General features: G+C 73.3%; 18 protein-coding genes and 2 tRNA genes. 2 read left to right on the top strand and 18 right to left on the bottom strand.

Annotated features, from left to right (window positions below):
• Positions 1–90: 90 nt before the first annotated feature.
• From FKM96_RS09975 to FKM96_RS09960, 5 genes are all read right to left on the bottom strand, one after another.
• A complete protein-coding gene (locus FKM96_RS09975) occupies positions 91–1005 on the bottom strand; it encodes a hypothetical protein (protein WP_147795095.1) in 915 nt (304 codons plus the stop codon).
• Positions 1006–1369: 364 nt separating this feature from the next.
• Positions 1370–1993, bottom strand: a complete 624-nt coding sequence (locus tag FKM96_RS09970; protein ID WP_147795094.1) for an aminodeoxychorismate/anthranilate synthase component II — start codon at positions 1991–1993, stop codon at positions 1370–1372.
• Positions 1994–1995: 2 nt separating this feature from the next.
• Positions 1996–2157 carry a hypothetical protein gene (locus FKM96_RS20655; protein WP_166938077.1) on the bottom strand — a complete coding sequence of 54 codons (162 nt, stop codon included), beginning with the start codon at positions 2155–2157 and terminating at the stop codon, positions 1996–1998.
• On the bottom strand, positions 2157–3008 hold the full coding sequence (locus FKM96_RS09965) for a class E sortase (RefSeq protein ID WP_147795093.1): 852 nt from the start codon (positions 3006–3008) through the stop codon (positions 2157–2159). The genes FKM96_RS20655 and FKM96_RS09965 overlap by 1 nt, the downstream gene beginning before the upstream one ends.
• Positions 3005–4006, bottom strand: coding sequence for a DUF881 domain-containing protein (locus FKM96_RS09960; protein ID WP_246855300.1), 1002 nt, complete (start codon positions 4004–4006; stop codon positions 3005–3007). The genes FKM96_RS09965 and FKM96_RS09960 overlap by 4 nt, the downstream gene beginning before the upstream one ends.
• 121 nt (positions 4007–4127) lie before the next feature.
• Here FKM96_RS09960 and FKM96_RS09955 point away from each other — a divergent pair, with 121 nt between their 5' ends.
• Complete coding sequence (locus FKM96_RS09955) at positions 4128–4376, top strand: cell division protein CrgA (protein WP_147795092.1); 249 nt, start codon at positions 4128–4130, stop codon at positions 4374–4376.
• Positions 4377–4634: 258 nt separating this feature from the next.
• Here the strand turns inward: FKM96_RS09955 and FKM96_RS09950 are convergent, their stop codons facing one another.
• Together FKM96_RS09950 and FKM96_RS09945 are read right to left on the bottom strand one after the other, a co-directional pair.
• Positions 4635–5330 (bottom strand): rhomboid family intramembrane serine protease, encoded by a 696-nt coding sequence (locus FKM96_RS09950; protein ID WP_371300513.1) that lies wholly within the window; start codon positions 5328–5330, stop codon positions 4635–4637.
• Between the two features lie 163 nt (positions 5331–5493).
• On the bottom strand, positions 5494–6036 hold the full coding sequence (locus FKM96_RS09945) for a peptidylprolyl isomerase (RefSeq protein ID WP_147795090.1): 543 nt from the start codon (positions 6034–6036) through the stop codon (positions 5494–5496).
• 149 nt (positions 6037–6185) lie between these two features.
• On the opposite strand from FKM96_RS09945, the gene FKM96_RS09940 reads away from it, so the two are divergent.
• Positions 6186–7106, top strand: a complete 921-nt coding sequence (locus FKM96_RS09940) for a hypothetical protein (protein WP_147795089.1) — start codon at positions 6186–6188, stop codon at positions 7104–7106.
• A 121-nt stretch (positions 7107–7227) separates the two neighbouring features.
• On the opposite strand, the gene FKM96_RS09935 is transcribed toward FKM96_RS09940, so the two are convergent.
• The 11 genes from FKM96_RS09935 to dnaN all read right to left on the bottom strand — a co-directional run bounded on the left by FKM96_RS09935 (position 7228) and on the right by dnaN (position 18156).
• On the bottom strand, positions 7228–7785 hold the full coding sequence (locus FKM96_RS09935) for a hypothetical protein (protein ID WP_147795088.1): 558 nt from the start codon (positions 7783–7785) through the stop codon (positions 7228–7230).
• Positions 7786–7903: 118 nt separating this feature from the next.
• Positions 7904–7979, bottom strand: a tRNA-Ala gene (locus tag FKM96_RS09930).
• Positions 7980–8044: 65 nt separating this feature from the next.
• Positions 8045–8164 (bottom strand): DLW-39 family protein, encoded by a 120-nt coding sequence (locus FKM96_RS21050; protein ID WP_210417409.1) that lies wholly within the window; start codon positions 8162–8164, stop codon positions 8045–8047.
• A 25-nt stretch (positions 8165–8189) separates the two neighbouring features.
• Positions 8190–8263 (bottom strand) — tRNA-Ile (locus tag FKM96_RS09925).
• A gap of 69 nt (positions 8264–8332) precedes the next feature.
• Positions 8333–9079, bottom strand: coding sequence for a DUF3566 domain-containing protein (locus FKM96_RS09920; RefSeq protein WP_210417408.1), 747 nt, complete (start codon positions 9077–9079; stop codon positions 8333–8335).
• A complete protein-coding gene (gene gyrA / locus FKM96_RS09915) occupies positions 9076–11691 on the bottom strand; it encodes a DNA gyrase subunit A (protein ID WP_147795087.1) in 2616 nt (871 codons plus the stop codon). The genes FKM96_RS09920 and gyrA overlap by 4 nt, the downstream gene beginning before the upstream one ends.
• 72 nt (positions 11692–11763) lie before the next feature.
• Positions 11764–13764 carry a DNA topoisomerase (ATP-hydrolyzing) subunit B gene (gene gyrB, locus FKM96_RS09910; RefSeq protein ID WP_246855370.1) on the bottom strand — a complete coding sequence of 667 codons (2001 nt, stop codon included), beginning with the start codon at positions 13762–13764 and terminating at the stop codon, positions 11764–11766.
• A gap of 278 nt (positions 13765–14042) precedes the next feature.
• Positions 14043–14651, bottom strand: a complete 609-nt coding sequence (locus FKM96_RS09905) for a DUF721 domain-containing protein (protein WP_246855299.1) — start codon at positions 14649–14651, stop codon at positions 14043–14045.
• Between the two features lie 4 nt (positions 14652–14655).
• Positions 14656–15918 carry a DNA replication/repair protein RecF gene (recF, locus tag FKM96_RS09900; protein WP_147795085.1) on the bottom strand — a complete coding sequence of 421 codons (1263 nt, stop codon included), beginning with the start codon at positions 15916–15918 and terminating at the stop codon, positions 14656–14658.
• Positions 15919–15928: 10 nt separating this feature from the next.
• Positions 15929–16861, bottom strand: a complete 933-nt coding sequence (gnd, locus tag FKM96_RS09895) for a phosphogluconate dehydrogenase (NAD(+)-dependent, decarboxylating) (protein WP_147795084.1) — start codon at positions 16859–16861, stop codon at positions 15929–15931.
• 164 nt (positions 16862–17025) lie between these two features.
• Positions 17026–18156, bottom strand: coding sequence for a DNA polymerase III subunit beta (gene dnaN / locus FKM96_RS09890; RefSeq protein ID WP_147795083.1), 1131 nt, complete (start codon positions 18154–18156; stop codon positions 17026–17028).
• Positions 18157–18365: the final 209 nt, after the last annotated feature.

Below are 18365 nucleotides of genomic sequence, written 5' to 3'. Positions count from 1 at the left end.
GAGTTCGGTACCCCCAGCCGAGTTCGGTGCCTGCAACCACCGAACCGGGCGAGAACCACCGAACCGACGAGGACCCGTGAGCGGGCCGGGTCAACCGCGCCGTCGGCGGGCGGATCGCAGAGCCCGGCGGACGCGCTGCACCACCTCTGCTGGTCGGTCCAGGTCACGCCAGGTGACGCGGAGGACCGTCCAGCCCTCGTCCTCGATCGCGTGCTGCCGTCGCTTCTCCTGGAACAGCGCGTCGGCTGCCGCACAGCCGTCCGTGCCGTACTTCACGCGGCCGTCGAACTCCACCGCCACCCGCTCCTCCGGCCAGCCCACGTCGACCCACCGCCACCCGCCGACGGTCCGGACGGGCACCTGCAGATCGGGGCACGGCGACCCGGACGCGGCGAGGATCCACCGGAGCCGGGACTCCCCGACCGACTCCGCCCGGGCGTCGGCCATGCCGAGCACGAGGCGCGCGCGCCGGATCCCGGGGCTCCCGGCCCGACGCTCGACGATCCGGCGGAGCTCGGCCGGGTCGGCTCCCGCGCGCAGCCCCGAGTCGGCGGCGGCGAGTCCTTCCGCGCCCGGGAGCGTCGCGGCGCAGTCGACGACGGTGCGCTCCAGCGAGGTGGTCGGAAGGGCGAGCGACCGGCTCACGTCACCTGTCGACATCACCGCGAAGTGGTCACGCACGCCGTCGGACCGATCCTTCGGGACCGCGCGCCGGCGGACGGGCCCGGTGACGTCCACGTGCCGGGGCACGGTGATCAGGGAGCACCCCCAGAGCACGGCTGCGGTGGTGTGGCTGAACCAGTGCTCCCCGGTCCGGCGTGCGTGCACCGCGGCCGCGCGGCACAGCAGCAGGTGCTGCGCGGAGGCGTGGGGGTCGAGGCCCTCCCACGACGGGGCGTACGCCCCGCGCCCGACGCGCACGAGCGTCCCGCGACGGATCCGTCGCTGCAGGTCCTCCACCGGTACGTCCGCGGCGAGCACGACCTCCGGGACCGCCGGTCGCACGACAACGGTCCACGCGCGACCGGGCGGCCGGTCATCAGGACGCCGCGCGGTCCCGGGGCGGGTGGTCGCTCCGACGGGGTCCCGTCGCTCGGCGGTCGAGGGCGGGTGGTTCACGACGGGGCTCGAGGGGCTCATGCCCCCAGGCTGGCGGCCCGGCCGCCGGGGACCTCCCCACGGTCCCCAGATCGGAGCCCCCGCGCGCGTCCCGCACCCCTGTGGACGGCTCGGTCGGCGCAACCGTCCACCGGCGGCGCCCGCGAGTTCGGTGACTTCAGCCGAGTTCGGTGCTTCCTGCCACCGAACTCGGCTGCACACACCGAACTCGGCGCTCAGCCAGCGCGCGGCGGAGGGCGAGCAGCTCGAGCTACGGGCGGACCAGGGGGTGCAGGCCCGCGGAGCGGGCGACCGCGTCCGCCTCGCCCGTCAGGGTCAGCCAGTTCGCCAGGAGGCGGTGGCCGCCCTCCGTCAGGACGCTCTCCGGGTGGAACTGGACGCCGTGCAGCGGCAGGGTGCGGTGCTGCAGGCCCATGATGATGCCGTTCGCCCGCGCGGTGACCTCCAGGTCCGACGAGACCGTGTCGTCCACGACCGCCAGCGAGTGGTACCGGGTCGCGGTGAACGGCGTCGGCAGGCCCTCGAAGACGCCGTGGCCCTCGTGGGACACCAGGCTGGTCTTGCCGTGCATGAGCTCCGGGGCGTGGGTGACGGTGCCGCCGAACACCTCGCCGAGCGCCTGGTGCCCGAGGCAGACCCCGAGCATGGGCGTGCCGGACTCGGCGCAGTCGCGGATCACCTGCATGGACGCGCCGGCCTCGGACGGCGTGCCCGGGCCGGGCGACACGAGGACCCCGTCGAACTCCCCGCGCTCGGAGACCGGCGGCACGGCGTCGTTCCGCACGACGACGGTCTCGGCGCCGAGCTGGTCCAGGTACCCGACGATCGTGTAGACGAACGAGTCGTAGTTGTCGACGACCAGGATGCGGCTCATCGTCAGCCCTCCCCCACGGTGGTGTCGTTGAACGGCATGTACGGGGCGAGCCAGGGGAACACCCACACGAAGCACGCGGCCAGGACGGCCACGGCGAGGACCAGCAGGATCAGGACGCGCACCAGGGCCGGTCCGGGCAGGTGCCGCCACAGCCACCCGTACATCAGGAGACCTCCGCGAGCTCGGCGGGCACGCCCTCGGAGACGGGGGCCCAGTAGTCCAGGACGCCGTGCACGATGTACCGCTCCCGCGCGGAGAACATCGGGTGGCAGGTCGTCAGGGTGATGAAGCGCTCGGTCGGCTCGGCACCGGGCTGGTCGGGCACCGGGGCGATCACCTGCACGTCGTCGGGCATGACGATCTGCGACGACGTCACGCGGTAGACGTACCAGGTGTCCTCGGTCCACACCACGATCGGGTCGCCCTCCTGGAGCTCCGCGATCCGGTTGAACGGCTTGCCGTACGTCGTGCGGTGCGCGGCCAGCGAGAAGTTCCCGACGCCCCCGGGCATCGCGGTGCCCTCGTAGTGCCCGACGCCCAGCGGGTTGAGCACGTTCGGCCGGTCGGTACCCTGCGTGATGGTGCGGGTCGGCTCGCCGTCCCAGCGCGGTACGCGCATGGACGCGAACGTCGTGAGGTACTCGGGCTCGGCCATGACGGGTGGCTCGTCGTAGCGCGGCGTGACGATCGCGGGGCCGTCGGACGCCTCCAGCGGTGCCAGGGGCTCGTCCCAGCCCTGCTCCTGGACGAGCTGGGCCTGCTCGCGGTTCGACTCGACGTCGGTCCACCACAGCTGCCAGGCGAGGAACGCCAGCAGCAGGACGCCTGCGGTGATGAGCAGCTCGCCCAGGACCCCGACGGCGCCGAGGACGACGCCGCCCCCGCGCGACGGCTGCCGGTCGCGCGACCGACCCGCGCGCCGCCCTCCGCCCGTGCCGGAGCCGGCCGCGCCGGACCCGCCCGGACCGGCGCCGCGGCCGTCCGCGTCGGGCCGGGTGATCTCGGTCCCGCTCATCCCTCGGTGTCCTCCTGACGCGCGGCGGGACCCGCCCCGGTGCTCGTGGCGGTGCTCCCGTCGGCGACGAGACCCGGGAGGACCTCGGTGCCGGACGGCACGCTGGCGTACCGCATGTCGACCGAGCCATCGTAGGCAGGCACCTGCACGCCCTGCTCGGGGCGGGTGACCTGGTACCCGAGCCCGACGGCGTCCACCCAGGACCGGTAGGCGCGCACGGCGGGGTCCTCGGCGAGCGCGTCGAGCAGCTCCTCGGGGTCGCCCACGGCGGTGACGACGTACGGCGGGGAGTACCGCCGGCCCTGGAGCGACAGCACGTTGCCGATGCACTGGAACGCGCTGGTGGAGATGACGCGCTGGTCCATGAGGGCCATCGCCTCCGCTCCCCCGGCCCACAGGGCGTTGATGACCGCCTGGAGGTCCTGCTGGTGCACGACGAGGTCGTCCGGGCCGGCGCCCGCGACGCGCGGGCCGTCGGGCGGTGCGTCGTCGAGGCTGACGGTGATGCCCGTCCCCGTCACGGCCACCTTGCCGGAGGCGATGTCGAACGCCTCCCCCGCCGACTGCCACTCGAGGCCCACCGAGTCGGTCTGGGTCTGCGTGAGCGCGTCGACCTCGGACCGCAGAGCGGCGACCTGGTCGGCCAGCCGCTCCCGGCGGAGGTCCTCGTTGGCCTGAAGCCCGGCGAGGTCCTGCGGCTGCCGGGTGTCCGTCCCGCTGGCGAGCCGGGCGTTCGCGGTGAACAGCGCGCCCGCCAGGGCCATGACCAGGCCGATCGACAGCGTGCCGCGCAGCGCGCGACCCCGGCGGTGCCGCTGGATGCGGTGCTGCGCGTGCTCGCGCGCGGCGCGCAGCCGGGCCGACGGCTGGGCGGGCGACGACGGTCCGGCGGCCCCTCCGGGCTCTGCGGACGGCCTCCCGGGCGCGCCCGTGTCGTCCGGCGCCGCCGGCGCCGCGTGGACCCCGTGGGCCCGACGCTCAGGGTGCTGCTCGGGCACGCTCATCCCCCTCGGTTCTCCGCCACTACGCTAGGCCACGTCCACGCGGGTCCGTGCGCGCGTCCGCAGCGCGGCGCGGGCCGGATCCGCCGAGCTAGACGGTCGAGGTCAGGAGCATCCCGTGCCCAAGTCCAGGACGCGGCAGAAGTCGCACTACACCGCGCCCACCGAGCGCTCGTCCGGTCCCACGGTCAACCCGCCGTGGTTCGTGCCCGTGCTCGGCGGCCTGCTCCTCGTCGGCCTGGCGTGGATCGTCGTCACCTACCTGACGAACTTCGACTTCCCGATCCCCGGGATCGGGTCGTGGAACCTCGCGATCGGCTTCGCGTTCGCGCTGGTGGGCCTCGGGATGGCCACCCGCTGGAAGTGACCGGGCCGTCGTGGCCGGGCGGACGGTGACGTCGCCCGGCCCGGTCCCGGTCACGCTCCCGCCGGCCGCGTGCCGGCTGCGCAGCGCGGCGCGGTCTCCGGCCGGTATCCCCAGGCCCGGCGCGGTTGTCCCCAGCCGGTTCCCGGTGAAACCGCGGCAGATCAGCGCGATCGGCGGCCCTGTCCCCAGCGGTGCACAACCCTGTGGATAACTACACCGGTGTAATTCCACACCTGTGAGCATCGCTGGGGATCGCCCTCAGACCCCCGCGTAGGTCACGACGGCGGCGCCGACCAGCAGGACGGCGACCGCCGCGCACGACCCGGCCGCGACGAGCGTCCGCCGCTCCCGCGGGGCGTAGGCGAAGGCCGCGCCGAGCGCGGCGCCCACGATCAGGCCGCCGAGGTGCGCCTGCCAGGCCACGCCCGGCAGGACGAAGCCGAGGACGGCGTTGATGGCGATGACGGCGACGATGCCGCCCGCCGAGCGCCCCACGCGGCGCAGGACGACCAGGACCGCACCGAAGAGGCCGAACACGGCTCCCGAGGCGCCGACGACGCCGGTCACCCAGGACAGCTCGACCGGCGACGCCAGCAGCAGCACCATCACCGAGCCGCCGACGGCGCTCAGCAGGTACAGCGCGAGGAAGCGCCACCGGCCCAGCGAGGCCTCGAGGAAGGGTCCGACCGACCACAGCGCGATCATGTTGAACGCGATGTGCGCGATGTTGCCGGTCGAGTGCAGGAACGCGGCCGTGAGGAACCGCCACGGCTCGGCCTCGCCGATGAACGGCGCGAACGCGAGGTCCCGGGTCCAGGTGTCGCTCGTGAGCTGGAGCACGTAGCTCACGACGCACAGCCCGATCAGCGTGAGCGTGACGACGGGGCGCCCCCCGGTGATGCGACCGCCGAACGCGGTCCGCGCCGGCCGCTGCTGGCGCTGGGCGTCGCGCACGCAGTCGACGCACTGGATGCCCACCGCAGCCGGGCGCTGGCACTCCGGGCAGGTCGGCCGGCCGCACCGCTGGCACCGCACGTAGGCGATGCGGTCGGGGTGCCGCGGGCAGACGGGCGGGGGTGTGGGCGCAGGGCCCGGCTGCGGTTGGGTCATCGAGGCGTCAGGACTCGAACGAGACCGACTCGATCACCACGTCCTCGACCGGGCGGTCGCCCGGGCGGGTGCGGGTGGTGGCGATCGCGTCCACGACGGCGCGGCTCTCCGCGTCGACGACCTTGCCGAAGATCGTGTGCTTGCCGTTGAGGTGCGGCGTCTCGGTCACGGTGATGAAGAACTGCGAGCCGTTCGTGCCGCCCACCTGGCCCGTGATCGGGTCGCGTCGGAGGCCGGCGTTGGCCATCGCGAGCAGGTACGGCTCGGAGAACCGCAGCTCGGGGTGGATCTCGTCGTCGAAGGTGTACCCCGGGCCGCCGGTCCCGCGCCCGAGCGGGTCGCCGCCCTGGATCATGAAGCCGTCGATGACGCGGTGGAAGATGACGCCGTCGTACAGCGGGGAGCCGGTGCGCGGCTCGCCCGTCGCCGGGTCGGTCCACTCCTTCTCACCGGTCGCGAGGCCGCGGAAGTTCTCCACGGTCTTCGGGGCGTGGTTCTCGAAGAGCTCCAGGCGGATGTCGCCACGGTTCGTGTGCAGGGTCGCGTGCATGCCCGCCATCCTGTCACGCGGACGTGTGGGTCGGCCGGGTGAGGAACCGGTGTTCTCCCCGGACGAACACAGCGCTGCCACCTGCGCGGGAGGCCGGACGGTGGCAGAGTGGGGAGCCACCTGACCAGCCCGAGCAGGAGAGTGTGGACATGGCCTTCCTGACCCGACGGAGCAAGATCGAAGCCGTCACCGATCACCTGACGTCCGAGCGCCTCAAGGGCCAGGCCGCCGCTGCCCTCGCAGACGCGGGCAGCAAGGCCGCTGAGGGCGCCGGCAAGCTCGCGGCGACCGCCAAGGTCCAGGCCGGTGAGGCCGCGGTCCTCGCCAAGGGCGCCGCCGGCCAGGCCGTCGAGTGGACGCAGCCCCGCGTGGAGGCCGCCGTCGAGTGGCTGATCCCGCGCATCGACCACCTGTACAAGGAGAGCGTCAAGGCCGCGGCGCCGCGCGTGGAGAAGGCCGCCGAGAAGGCGAGCCCCGTCATCGACACCGCGCACGACAAGCTCGTCGACGACCTGCTGCCCAAGCTCGTCCAGGCCGTGAACGAGGCGGCCGAGCGTGCCGGCGCCACGGTCGAGCAGGTCGTCGAGACCGGTTCGGGCAAGGCGAAGAAGCAGGCGGCGAAGGCGGCCGCCGCTGCCGCCGCCGCGGCGAAGGCTGCCGAGAAGAAGCAGCACAAGGGTGCCAAGCGCTTCTTCCTGCTCGCCACGATCCTGGGCGCCGGCGCCGCGGTGTTCGCGTGGACCCGCTCGCGCACGACGACCGACCCGTGGGCGGAGCCGTGGGAGCCCGAGGCCCCCGCCGCCGACCAGCTCCGCGCCCGCGCGGGCGACGCCGCGGACGCGGTCGGCCAGGCCGCCGGCGAGGCCGTCGCCCGCGGCCGCGAGGCGACCCACAAGGCCGCCGAGCGCGTCGCGGAGGTCCGCGAGGCCGCCGAGGAGCGCGTCGCCGACGCCACCGAGAAGGTCACCGAGGCCGCCAAGAAGGCGACCCCGCGCCGCGCCGCGCCGAAGAAGCCGGACACGGCCGCCGAGGGCACGTCGGGCACGGACGAGGGGTCCACGCCCGCCTGAGCACCGCGAGCACGACGCGACGACGGCCCGGCCACCCGCGAGGGTGCCGGGCCGCCGTCGTGCGTGGGCCGGGGAGCGTCCGGGGCGGGCGCCCGGGGTGGGCGCCCGGGGTGGGCGCCCGTCAGCGGCCCCGGAAGACGCCCGGCGCGCCCGCCGGGGCCGCGTGGCGGCGGCGGATGGTGCCGTGCGCCCAGATCCGGGCCCCGCCGGCGACCACCGCGCCGAGGACTGCCCAGGGCCACCCCGGGAAGTCGGCGTCCGCGAGCCCGCTCAGCACCACGATCGTGCCCGCGCCGCACCCGGCGCCGGCGAGCGCGTACGCCACCCCCGCGCCCGCCCGGGACGCCCCGACGGGCAGCAGCCGGCTCACGAACAGCCCGGCCGGGTACCCCACGACGAGCGTCGCCAGGGCGTGCACGAGCCAGGCGAGCCCGCCGATCCAGGCGATGCTCGTGATCGCCTGGCCACCCCCGCCGGCGGCGACGTCCGACACCAGGCCGACGGCTCCCGCGACGGCGAGCAGCCCGAGGAGGATGGCCAGGCAGCGGCTGACGACGGTCCACGCGTCGGCGGCGGCGAGGGACCAGCGATCGGAGCCGGGCGCGCTCGGCGGCGAGGTCCGGGCCGCGCCGGACGTCTCGACGGGACCGCGGGCGGGGGGAGCAGGCTGGTCGGTCACGCGAACGGCTCCCGCGGCGTCGGCCGCCGGGGCTGCTCCTCGGCGGCGGGACGCCCACGCTAGCGGCGGGTCGACGTCCGGCGGGCGGGATTCCGCGCGCGAGAAGGGGGAGATGCTGTGGTGGAGCCAAGGGGACTCGAACCCCTAACCCCCTGCTTGCAAAGCAGGTGCGCTACCAATTGCGCCATGGCCCCGTGCGGTCCCACCCGCGGGCGGGACGGCCGGGCTCCGGCCGCGCGGCAGGCGGCGGAGAGGAGGTCTACTCGACCGAGTCGGTGACCTCGGCCCACAGGTCGCGGTCGTCGCGCTCGGCGGCGTACCGCGTCCAGAGGACGTAACCCGCGGCAGCGACCGCCGCGAGGAGCAGCAGCTTCTTCATGGATTCCTCCACGGGGCTTCGGGAGTGGGCCTAAGAGGACTTGAACCTCTGACCTCTTCCTTATCAGGGAAGCGCTCTAACCGTCTGAGCTATAGGCCCTCCGCACACCAGCGTGCTGGCGTGCCGGACGAGACTACCCCAGCCGGGGCGTCCCGCCCAAACCGGGGGTCACTCGTCCGTCATGGTGACGTGCACGCCACCGACCAGCGCGGCGGTGATGTTGTACAGGAACGCGCCGATGGTGGCGAGCGCCGTGATGAGGAAGATGTCCACGACCGCGACCAGCGTGGCGATCGAGAGCACGCGGTCGAACTCGACGTACTGCATGAGGTCGATGTTCGAGTCGGCGAGGATCTCGGTGACGAGGTCGTTGATCGTCGCGAAGACGTGCAGCGAGTCGAGCGTGATCCACACGACGGCGGTCGCGACGACGATCATGATGCCGATCGCGACGGACATGAGGAACGACAGCTTCATGACCGACCACGGGTCGACGCGCGAGACCGCGAGCCGCACCCGGCGCGGGCCGGAGCCGCCGAGCGCGGAGGTCCCGGAGGGCCGCGCCGCGGTGGGAGTGGCCTTGCCGGCCCCGGGCTTGGGCGCAGAGGCACCCGCAGCGGCACCCGCGGCACCCGCCGCCGCACCGGAGGTCGACGACCCGCCCGCGGCGGCCGGCCGGACCGGCTCCTGCGTGGTGGTCGTCGCCGCGGCGGCGGACGGGCGCGCGGAGCCGCCCTGGGCGGCGGCCGGCGTGGCCTTGGTCGCCGGGCCCTTGGCGGCGGGGGAGGCCGCCGTCGGCGCCTTCTTCGCGGCCGGCGCGGTGGCGCGCTCGGCCTGCTCGGTGGCGGTGCGGCCGGTCGGCTTGTCGCCGGCGTCGCCCTTGCGGGGCGGGATCGACGGAGGCGTGTCGGTCACGCGTCCTCCTCGGAGGTCTCGTCAGCCACCGGGGCGTCCGGAGCTGTGGTGGCGCTGGTGTCCTCGAGGGCCGCGGACGTGGTCACGTCCGGCTCGCCCGACTCACCCACGGTACCCGCCTCGTCACCGAGGTGACGCTCGATGTTCCGCGCGACCGCGATGATCCGGTCCCCGTTGTCGGGCTTGGCGAAGATGACGCCCTGGGTCGTGCGGCCCGTGGCGTTCACCTCGGAGGTCGCGGAGCGGACGATCTTGCCGCGCTCCATGATGACCAGGACCTCGTCGTCCGCGTCCGTGACCAGCGCGCCGACCAGGTCGCCGTTCGCCTCGGGGAGGTTGGCGACCTTGATGCCGAGGCCGCCGCGGCCCTGGACCCGGTAGTTCTCCACGGTGAGGGCGGTGCGCTTCGCGATACCGCCCTGGGTCACCGTGAACAGGAACGCCTCCTCGCGGACGACGTCCATCGCGAGCAGCTCGTCGTCGGCGCGGAACTTCATGCCGGTGACGCCGGACGTGGCCCGGCCCATCGGGCGCAGCGCCTCGTCGGTGGCGGTGAACCGCAGCGACTGGCCCTTGCGGGACACCAGGATCAGGTCGTTGACCGAGTCCACGATCCGCGCCGACACCAGCTCGTCGGGCAGGCCGTCCTCGTCCTCGCGCAGGTTGATCGCGATGACGCCGCCGGAGCGGTTGGAGTCGTACTCCGCCAGGCGGGTCTTCTTGACCAGGCCGCGCTTGGTCGCGAGGACCAGGAACTCGGCCTGCTCGTAGTCCCGCAGGTCCAGGACCTGGGCGATCTTCTCGCCCGGCTGGAACGCCAGCAGGTTCGCGACGTGCTGGCCCTTGGCGTCTCGCCCGCCCTCCGGCAGCTCGTACGCCTTGGCGCGGTAGACGCGGCCGAGGTTCGTGAAGAAGAGCAGCCAGTGGTGCGTCGTCGTCACGAAGAAGTGGTCGACGATGTCGTCCTCGCGCAGCTGCGCGCCGCGCACGCCCTTGCCGCCGCGGCGCTGCGCCCGGTAGTTGTCCGAGCGCGTCCGCTTGGCGTAGCCGCCGCGGGTGATGGTGACGACCATCTCCTCCTCGGCGATGAGGTCCTCGACCGACACCTCGCCGTCGAACGGCAGGATCGTCGTGCGGCGCTCGTCGCCGTACTTGTCGACGATCTCGTCCATCTCCTCGCGGACGATCCCGCGCTGGCGCTCGGGCGACTCGAGGATCGCCCGGTAGCCGAGGATCTCCTGCTCGAGCTTGGCGTACTCGTCGAGGATGCGCTGGCGCTCCAGGGCGGCCAGGCGGCGCAGCTGCAGGGTGAGGATCGCGTTGGCCTGGACCTCGTCGATGTCCAGGAGCGCCATCAGGCCCGAGCGTGCCTCGTCGGCGTCGGGGGAGCGGCGGATGAGCGCGATGACCTCGTCGAGCGCGTCCAGCGCCTTGAGGTAGCCGCGGTAGATGTGGATCTGCTCCTCGGCCTTGCGCAGCCGGAAGCTGGTCCGCCGGACGATGACGTCGAGCTGGTGGGTGGTCCAGTGCCGGATGAAGGCGTCGAGGCTGAGCGTGCGGGGGACGCCGTCGACCAGCGCGAGCATGTTGGCGCCGAAGGTGTCCTGCAGCTGGGTGTGCTTGTACAGGTTGTTCAGCACGACCTTGGCGACGGCGTCGCGCTTGAGCACGATGACCAGGCGCTGGCCGGTTCGGCCGGAGGTCTCGTCGCGGATGTCCGCGATGCCCTGGACGCGGTTCTCGCGGACCAGGTCGGCGATCTTCTTGGCCAGGGTGTCCGGGTTGACCTGGTAGGGCAGCTCGGTGACGACGAGGCAGATCCGGCCCTGGATCTCCTCGACCTCGACGACGGCGCGCATCGTGATCGACCCGCGGCCGGTCCGGTACGCCTCCTCGATGCCCCGGTGGCCGAGGATCGTGGCGCCGGTGGGGAAGTCGGGGCCCTTCACGCGGGTGAGCAGCGCGGCGAGCAGCTCCTCCTTCGACGCCTCGGGGTTGTCCAGGTGCCAGCGGACACCCTCGGCGACCTCGCGCAGGTTGTGCGGCGGGATGTTGGTCGCCATGCCGACCGCGATGCCGGCAGAGCCGTTGACCAGCAGGTTCGGGAACCTCGACGGCAGGATCGACGGCTCCTGGGTGCGGCCGTCGTAGTTGTCCTGGAAGTCGACGGTGTCCTCGTCGATGTCCCGGACCATCTCCATGGCCAGCGGCGCCATCTTGCACTCGGTGTACCGCGGGGCGGCGGCCGGGTCGTCGCCGGGGGAGCCGAAGTTCCCCTGGCCGGCGACCAGCGGGTACCGCAGCGACCAGTCCTGCACCAGGCGGACCAGGGCGTCGTAGATCGCCGTGTCGCCGTGCGGGTGGTACTTGCCCATGACGTCGCCGACGACGCGCGAGCACTTGGAGAACTGCCGGTCGGGCCGGTAGCCGCCGTCGTACATGGCGTACAGGACGCGGCGGTGCACCGGCTTGAGGCCGTCGCGGACGTCCGGGAGCGCGCGGCCCACGATGACGGCCATCGCGTAGTCCAGGTAGGACCGCTGCATCTCGAGCTGCAGGTCCACCTGGTCGATGCGGCCGTGCTCGATGTTGTCGCCGGTCAGCTCAGTCACAGGTCAGGGTCCTTCGGTGGGACGGACCCGGCGCGCGGCGTGCGCCGGGGTCGTGCGGAGTGTCGGGCGCGGTCAGATGTCCAGGAACCGGACGTCGCGCGCGTTGCGCTGGATGAACGAGCGGCGGGACTCGACGTCCTCGCCCATGAGCACCGAGAAGATCTCGTCCGCCGCGGCCGCCTCGTCGAGCGTGACCTGCAGCAGCGTGCGGTGCTCCGGCGCCATGGTGGTCTCCCACAGCTCCGAGTAGTCCATCTCGCCCAGACCCTTGTACCGCTGGATGCCGTTGTCCTTCGGGATCCGCTTGCCGTTGGCCTGGCCGTCGGCGAGCACGGCGTCCCGCTCGCGGTCCGAGTACACGTAGTCGTGCGGCGCGTTCGACCACTTGATGCGGAACAGCGGGGGCTGCGCCATGTAGACGTGGCCCTTGAGGATCAGCTCCGGCATGTACCGGTAGAGCAGCGTGAGCAGCAGCGTCCGGATGTGCTGGCCGTCGACGTCGGCGTCGGCCATGAGCACGATCTTGTGGTACCGCAGCTTGGACAGGTCGAAGTCCTCGCCGATGCCGGTGCCGAACGCCGTGATCAGCGCCTGGACCTCGGCGTTGCCGAGCGCACGGTCGAGGCGCGCCCGCTCGACGTTGAGGATCTTGCCGCGCAGCGGGAGGATCGCCTGGGTCTGCGGGTTGCGGCCGCGGACGGCCGAACCGCCGGCGGAGTCGCCCTCGACGATGAAGATCTCGCACTCGGCGGGGTTGTTGGACTGGCAGTCCTTCAGCTTCCCGGGCATCGAGTTGGACTCGAGCAGGCCCTTGCGGCGGGTGGCCTCCCGCGCCTTGCGGGCCGCGAGGCGCGCCTGGGACGCCTGGATGGCCTTGCGGATGACGTCCTTGGCCTCGTTCGGGTGCGAGTCGAGCCAGTCGCCGAACTGCTCGTTGACCACGCGCTGCACGAAGGTCTTGGCCTCGGTGTTGCCCAGCTTGGTCTTGGTCTGGCCCTCGAACTGCGGCTCGCCGAGCTTGATCGACACGACCGCGGTCAGGCCCTCGCGGATGTCGTCGCCGGTGAGGTTGTCGTCCTTCTCCTTGAGGATGCCCTTGTCGCGCGCGTAGCGGTTGACCAGGGAGGTCATCGCCGCACGGAAGCCCTCCTCGTGCGTGCCGCCCTCGGTGGTGGAGATGGTGTTCGCGTAGGTGTGCACCGACTCCGAGTAGGCGCTGGTCCACTGCATCGCGACCTCGACCGAGATCTTGCGCTCGGTGTCCTCGGCCTCGAAGTCGATGACCTCGGGGTGCACGAGGTCGACCTTCTTGGCCGAGTTCAGGTGCTTCACGTAGTCGACGAGGCCGCCGTCGTACTTGTAGGTGACGGTGCGGGCCGCGGGGGCGTCCGTGGCGGAGGTGTCGTCGCCGGCGACCTCGTCCTCGGTGTCGCCGTGCTGCGGGCGCTCGTCGGTCAGCGAGATCTGCAGGCCCTTGTTGAGGAACGCCATCTGCTGGAACCGGGAGCGCAGCGTCTCGAAGTCGAACTCGACGGTCTCGAAGATGCTGGGGTCGGCCCAGAAGGTCTGCGAGGTGCCGGTCTCCTCGGTGGCCTCGCCCTGGCGGAGCTCGCCGTTCGGCTTGCCGCCGTCCGCGAAGTCCTGCTCCCAGGTGAACCCGTCGCGCTTGACGACGGTCTGCACCTTGGTGGAGAGCGCGTTCACCACGGAGATGCCGACGCCGTGCAGGCCGCCCGACACGGCGTACCCGCCACCGCCGAACTTGCCGCCCGCGTGCAGGATCGTCATGACGACCTCGACCGTCGGCCGGCCCTCGGTGGGGTGGATCGCGACGGGGATGCCGCGGCCGTTGTCGACGACGCGGACGCCGCCGTCGGCGAGCAGCGTGACCTCGATGTGGTCGCAGTAGCCGGCGAGGGCCTCGTCGACGGAGTTGTCGACGACCTCGTACACGAGGTGGTGCAGGCCGCGCTCGCCGGTGGAGCCGATGTACATGCCGGGACGCTTGCGGACGGCCTCGAGGCCCTCGAGGACGGTGATCGCGGACGCGTCGTAGGCGGGAGTCCCGTTCACCGTCCCCCCGGGTGCGGCGGAGGAAGGTCCGGTGGAGGGGCTCTGGTCAGCCACGGGCGGTGGTGCTCCTCAGTTCTCACACGCGGCGGAGGCGGCCGTCCTCCGCGCGGGAGGGCGGATCACTCCACGACGACGGAGATCGTGCGTCCTGGACCGGCGCAGACGCGCCAGAGATGTCGATTCCCAGTGTACCCGGCCCCGCGCCGGAAACCCCTGCGAACCGCCCTGCCTGTGGACGCGCTCCGCCGCGTCGTGGCGCGGGGGAGAGCGCCGTCCGGTCAGCCCCAGGTGTCCCGGGGCCCGCGGCCCTTCACGGAGCGACGGCCCTTGCCGAACCCCGGCCCCTGCGGGCCGAGCACCCGCACGTCCTTCACGACGCCCTCGCCCACGTCCTCGGCCATCCGCCGGACGAGCTGCGGCGCCAGCATCTTGAGCTGCTGCGCCCACGCCGAGGAGTCGGTCCGGACCACCAGCACCCCCTCGGTGAAGGTCTCCGGCGTGCAGTGGTCGGCGATCTGGTCGCCGACGACCTCGCGCCACCGGCCGACGACCCCGCCGACCGACACCTCCTGCACCCAGCCGCGGTCCCGGAACAGCGAAGCCATCGTCGCGGACACGGTCAGCGGGTCGCGCGGGTGCACGCCGGCGCCGCCGAGCTCCGCGGGGGAGAGCGGCGACCGCGCGCGGGGTGCCTGGCCCGGGCGGTAGCCCTTCGACCGGGCCACCGAGCGGAACCGGGCCAGCGAGAGCCGGGCCATCTGGGCGGCCGGCGTGACCTCGAGCTGCTCGGAGACCGGGACGGCGGGGTCGAACGTCGGGGCGTCGTCCGCGTCCGGGGCCGTCGCGGGGCCGCGGTCGGCGGCCTCCGCACCCCCGGGGGAGGTCACGTCCTCAGGCGACACGGGCGACCTCCGACGCCAGCACGTCGTAGCGCGAGCCGGCCAGCCGCTCGGGCACGTCGCCCGGGACCGCCGCCGTGACGAACACCTGCCGCGCGCCGGCCACCATCTCGGCCAGCCGCTCGCGCCGCTTCGCGTCGAGCTCGGCGAACACGTCGTCCAGCATGAGCACGGGCTCGCCGTCCGGCCCGGAGTCCGCGACCCACAGCTGTGCGGCGTCCTCGGTGGTGCCGGCCCGCGGGCCGTTCGTCAGCAGCTCGTAGGACGCGAGCCGCAGGGCCAGGGCGACGGACCAGGACTCGCCGTGGCTCGCATACCCCTTGGCGGGCAGGTCCCCGAGCGTGAGCACCAGGTCGTCGCGGTGCGGCCCGACCAGGCACACCCCGCGCTCGAGCTCCTTGGGCCGGACCCGGGCGAGCGCCTCGAGCATCTGGGCCTCGACGGCGCGGGCGGGCGTGGCGGAGTCCGCGCCGGGCTGGGCGGGGCCGGCGGCGGGCGGCAGCGTGTCGCGGTCGGCGTCCGCGCCGGCCAGCGCCGCGGCGAGGGAGGACCGGTAGCCGACCTGCGCGGCGCCCTGCCCGTCGCTGACCCGCTCGTACGCGTCCCCGACGTAGGGGTCGAGCGCGGCGACCACGGCCTGCCGGGCGACGATCACGTGCGCCCCGAGCTCCGCGAGCTTGGCGTCCCAGACGTCGAGTGTGCTGAGGTCGAGGTTCGACCGGGACCCCCGGAACCCGGCCGCGGACTTGAGCAGGGCGGTGCGCTGCTTCACGACCCGGTCGTACTCGGAGAACACACCCGCGAGCCGCGGCGTCACCTGCACCGCCAGCTCGTCGACGAACCGCCGGCGCCCGTCCGGGTCGCCCTTGACGAGCGCCAGGTCCTCGGGCGCGAACAGCACCGAGCGCAGCGCGCCCACCACGTCGCGGGCGCGGGACGGCGCGCCGTTGAGCTTCACGCGGTTCGACCGGCCGGAGCCGAGCTGCGCCTCGATGACCAGCGCGCGCTCCGAGCCGTCGTCCTGCGCGCGCACGATGCGCGAGCGCACCACGGCCGCCGACGCCCCGGCTCGCACGAGCGGGGCGTCGGTCGGCACGCGGTGGCTGGAGAACGTCGAGACGTAGCCGATCGCCTCGACGAGGTTGGTCTTGCCCTGCCCGTTCGGCCCGACGAGCGCGGTGATCCCGGGCTCGAAGGTGAGGTCGACCTGGTGGTACGACCGGAAGTCCGTCAGGGACAGGTGCGAGACGTACATCGGCGGGGCGTCAGCCCTCCGAGCGCACGCCGGACGGGGCGTCGCCGGAGATGGGGGCGCCCGCGGCCTTCACCGCGTGGCCGCCGAACTGCTGGCGCAGCGCCGCGACCGCCTTCATCGCGGGGGACTGCTCCTGGCGGGACTGGAACCGGGCGAACAGCGCGGCCGTGATGACGGGCAGCGGGACGGCGGCCTCGATCGCCTCGTCCACGGTCCAGCGGCCCTCGCCCGAGTCGGCGACCCAGTCGTCGATCGCCTCGAACTGCTGGTCCTCCTCGAGCGCCTTCACCAGCAGCTCGAGCAGCCAGGAGCGGACGACGGTGCCGCGCTGCCAGGCCTTCATGGTGCCGGCGACGTCGGTGACGATGTCCTTGGCGGCGAGCAGCTCGTAGCCCTCGGCGTACGCCTGCATGAGGCCGTACTCGATGCCGTTGTGCACCATCTTGGCGTAGTGCCCCGCACCGACGGCGCCCGCGTGCACGAAGCCCTCCTCGCGGGGGCCCTCGGGGCGCAGCGCGTCGAAGACCGGCATGACCCGCTCGACCTGCGCGGCGTCGCCGCCGACCATGAGGCCGTAGCCGTTGGCCAGGCCCCAGACGCCGCCGGAGACGCCGACGTCGACGAAGTGGACGCCCTTCGCGCCCAGCTGCTCGGCGTGGCCCTTGTCGTCGCCGAAGTACGAGTTGCCGCCGTCGATGACCAGGTCGCCCTCGGCCAGCAGGCCGCCGAGCTCCTCGATCACGGAGTGCGTGACGGCGCCCGCGGGCACCATGACCCACACGACGCGCTCACCGGCGGGCAGCGCCTCGACGAGCTCGGCCAGCGACGCGACGTCGGAGACCTCGGGGTTCCGGTCGTAGCCGGTGACCTCGATCCCCGCGTTCCGCATCCGGTCGCGCATGTTCGCGCCCATCCTGCCCAGACCCACCAGGCCGATCCGCATCGCTCCACCTCTCCTCGCCCGACCGCCGCCGGGACGGCTTCGCGTCCCGCGGCGTCCTTGTCGCCCGCCATTCTCCTGCGGCGACGAGGGTGCTGACGACCGGTGGGCTCGTCTCGCAGGTCACACCCGGTGAGCGCCCCGCCCCGGCCGGGCGCTCCCTCTCGTCAGGACGCGAAGCGGATGGGGACCAGCAGGTAGCGGTACTCCTTGAGGTCCTCGCCCTCGAGCGACTCCTGGCCGGTGAACTCGACCGGCTTGTTGGGGTGCGTGAACGACAGCCGGACGAACGACGTCGTCAGGGCGCCCAGGCCGTCGAGCAGGAACTGCGGGTTGAACGCGACCGCGATGTCCTCGCCGACGAGCGTCGCCTCGAGCGCCTCGGACGCCTGCGCGTCGTCGCCCTGGCCGGCGTCGAGCACCACCTGGCCGTCGGTGAACGTCAGGCGGATCGGGGTGTTCCGCTCCGCGACGAGCGCGACGCGCTTGGCGGCGTCCGCCAGCAGCTGGGTGTTCACGACCGCGTGGATCGGCGACTCGTCCGGGAACAGCCGGCGCACGGCCGGGTAGTCGCCGTCGACCAGCAGCGACGTGGTGTGCCGGCCGCCGGCCTCGAAGCCGATGAGGTCGACGCCCTGGCCGGTCGCCAGGCCGACGTTGACCGAGCCGGAGGCGCCGAGCGACTTGGCGGCGTCCGACAGGGTGCGGGCGCGGACCAGCGCGACCTCGGAGACCCCGGGGTCGGACGGGTGCCAGCGGAGCTCCCGCAGCGCGAGGCGGTACCGGTCGGTCGCGAGCAGCGTGACCTTCTCGCCCTCGATCTCGACGCGGACGCCGGTCAGCAGGGGGAGGGTGTCGTCGCGGCTGGCGGCGACCGTCACCTGGGCGACGGCGCGGGTCATCTCGTCGCCGTTCACCGTGCCGGTGAGCGCCGGCATCGCCGGGAGCTGCGGGTAGTCCTCGACCGGCATGGTGAGCAGCGTGAACCGGCTCGCGCCGCAGGTGACGGACACCTTGGTGCCGTCGAGCTGCACGTCGACCGGCTTGTTCGGCAGCGCGCGGGAGATCTCGGCGAGCAGGCGACCCGACACCAGCACCGTGCCGGGCTCGCTCACGTCCGCGGGGATCTCCGAGCGCGCCGAGACCTCGTAGTCGAAGGAGGCCAGGCGGAGCGTCCCGTCGGCCTCTGCCTCGATGCGGACGCCGGCGAGCACCGGGACCGGCGGGCGGGTGGGCAGGCTGCGAGCGATCCACGTGACGGCTTCTGCGAGGACGTCACGTTCGACGCGGAACTTCATGCCCCACCCTCTCGGTCTGGGGGATCGCGGGGATCCCGTGCGGTGCTGAACGACCCCGGCCGTGGGAGGGCAGGGGTCGCCCCGAACACTACGCGAGTGACCAGGGCTCCGGTACCGAAGCCGGGACGGGTTGTGGACGGCTGCGAGAGGCCCGGAACGTTCGCCAGGACGGCACGAGAGCGGCGCCCGTGCGCCCGCGTCGAGCGGCG

This window comes from Cellulomonas sp. Y8, assembly GCF_008033115.1.
GTDB lineage: Bacteria > Actinomycetota > Actinomycetes > Actinomycetales > Cellulomonadaceae > Cellulomonas.
This window is presented reverse-complemented; position numbering and strand designations above follow the sequence as displayed.

Coding starts and splice junctions, on each gene's coding strand:
- FKM96_RS09970 (WP_147795094.1), bottom strand. CDS start 1,993: ATGAGCCGCATCCTGGTCGTCGACAACTACGACTCGTTCGTCTACACG.
- FKM96_RS20655 (WP_166938077.1), bottom strand. CDS start 2,157: ATGTACGGGTGGCTGTGGCGGCACCTGCCCGGACCGGCCCTGGTGCGC.
- FKM96_RS09965 (WP_147795093.1), bottom strand. CDS start 3,008: ATGAGCGGGACCGAGATCACCCGGCCCGACGCGGACGGCCGCGGCGCC.
- FKM96_RS09945 (WP_147795090.1), bottom strand. CDS start 6,036: ATGCACGCGACCCTGCACACGAACCGTGGCGACATCCGCCTGGAGCTC.
- FKM96_RS09940 (WP_147795089.1), top strand. CDS start 6,186: ATGGCCTTCCTGACCCGACGGAGCAAGATCGAAGCCGTCACCGATCAC.
- FKM96_RS21050 (WP_210417409.1), bottom strand. CDS start 8,164: ATGAAGAAGCTGCTGCTCCTCGCGGCGGTCGCTGCCGCGGGTTACGTC.
- recF (WP_147795085.1), bottom strand. CDS start 15,918: ATGTACGTCTCGCACCTGTCCCTGACGGACTTCCGGTCGTACCACCAG.
- gnd (WP_147795084.1), bottom strand. CDS start 16,861: ATGCGGATCGGCCTGGTGGGTCTGGGCAGGATGGGCGCGAACATGCGC.
- dnaN (WP_147795083.1), bottom strand. CDS start 18,156: ATGAAGTTCCGCGTCGAACGTGACGTCCTCGCAGAAGCCGTCACGTGG.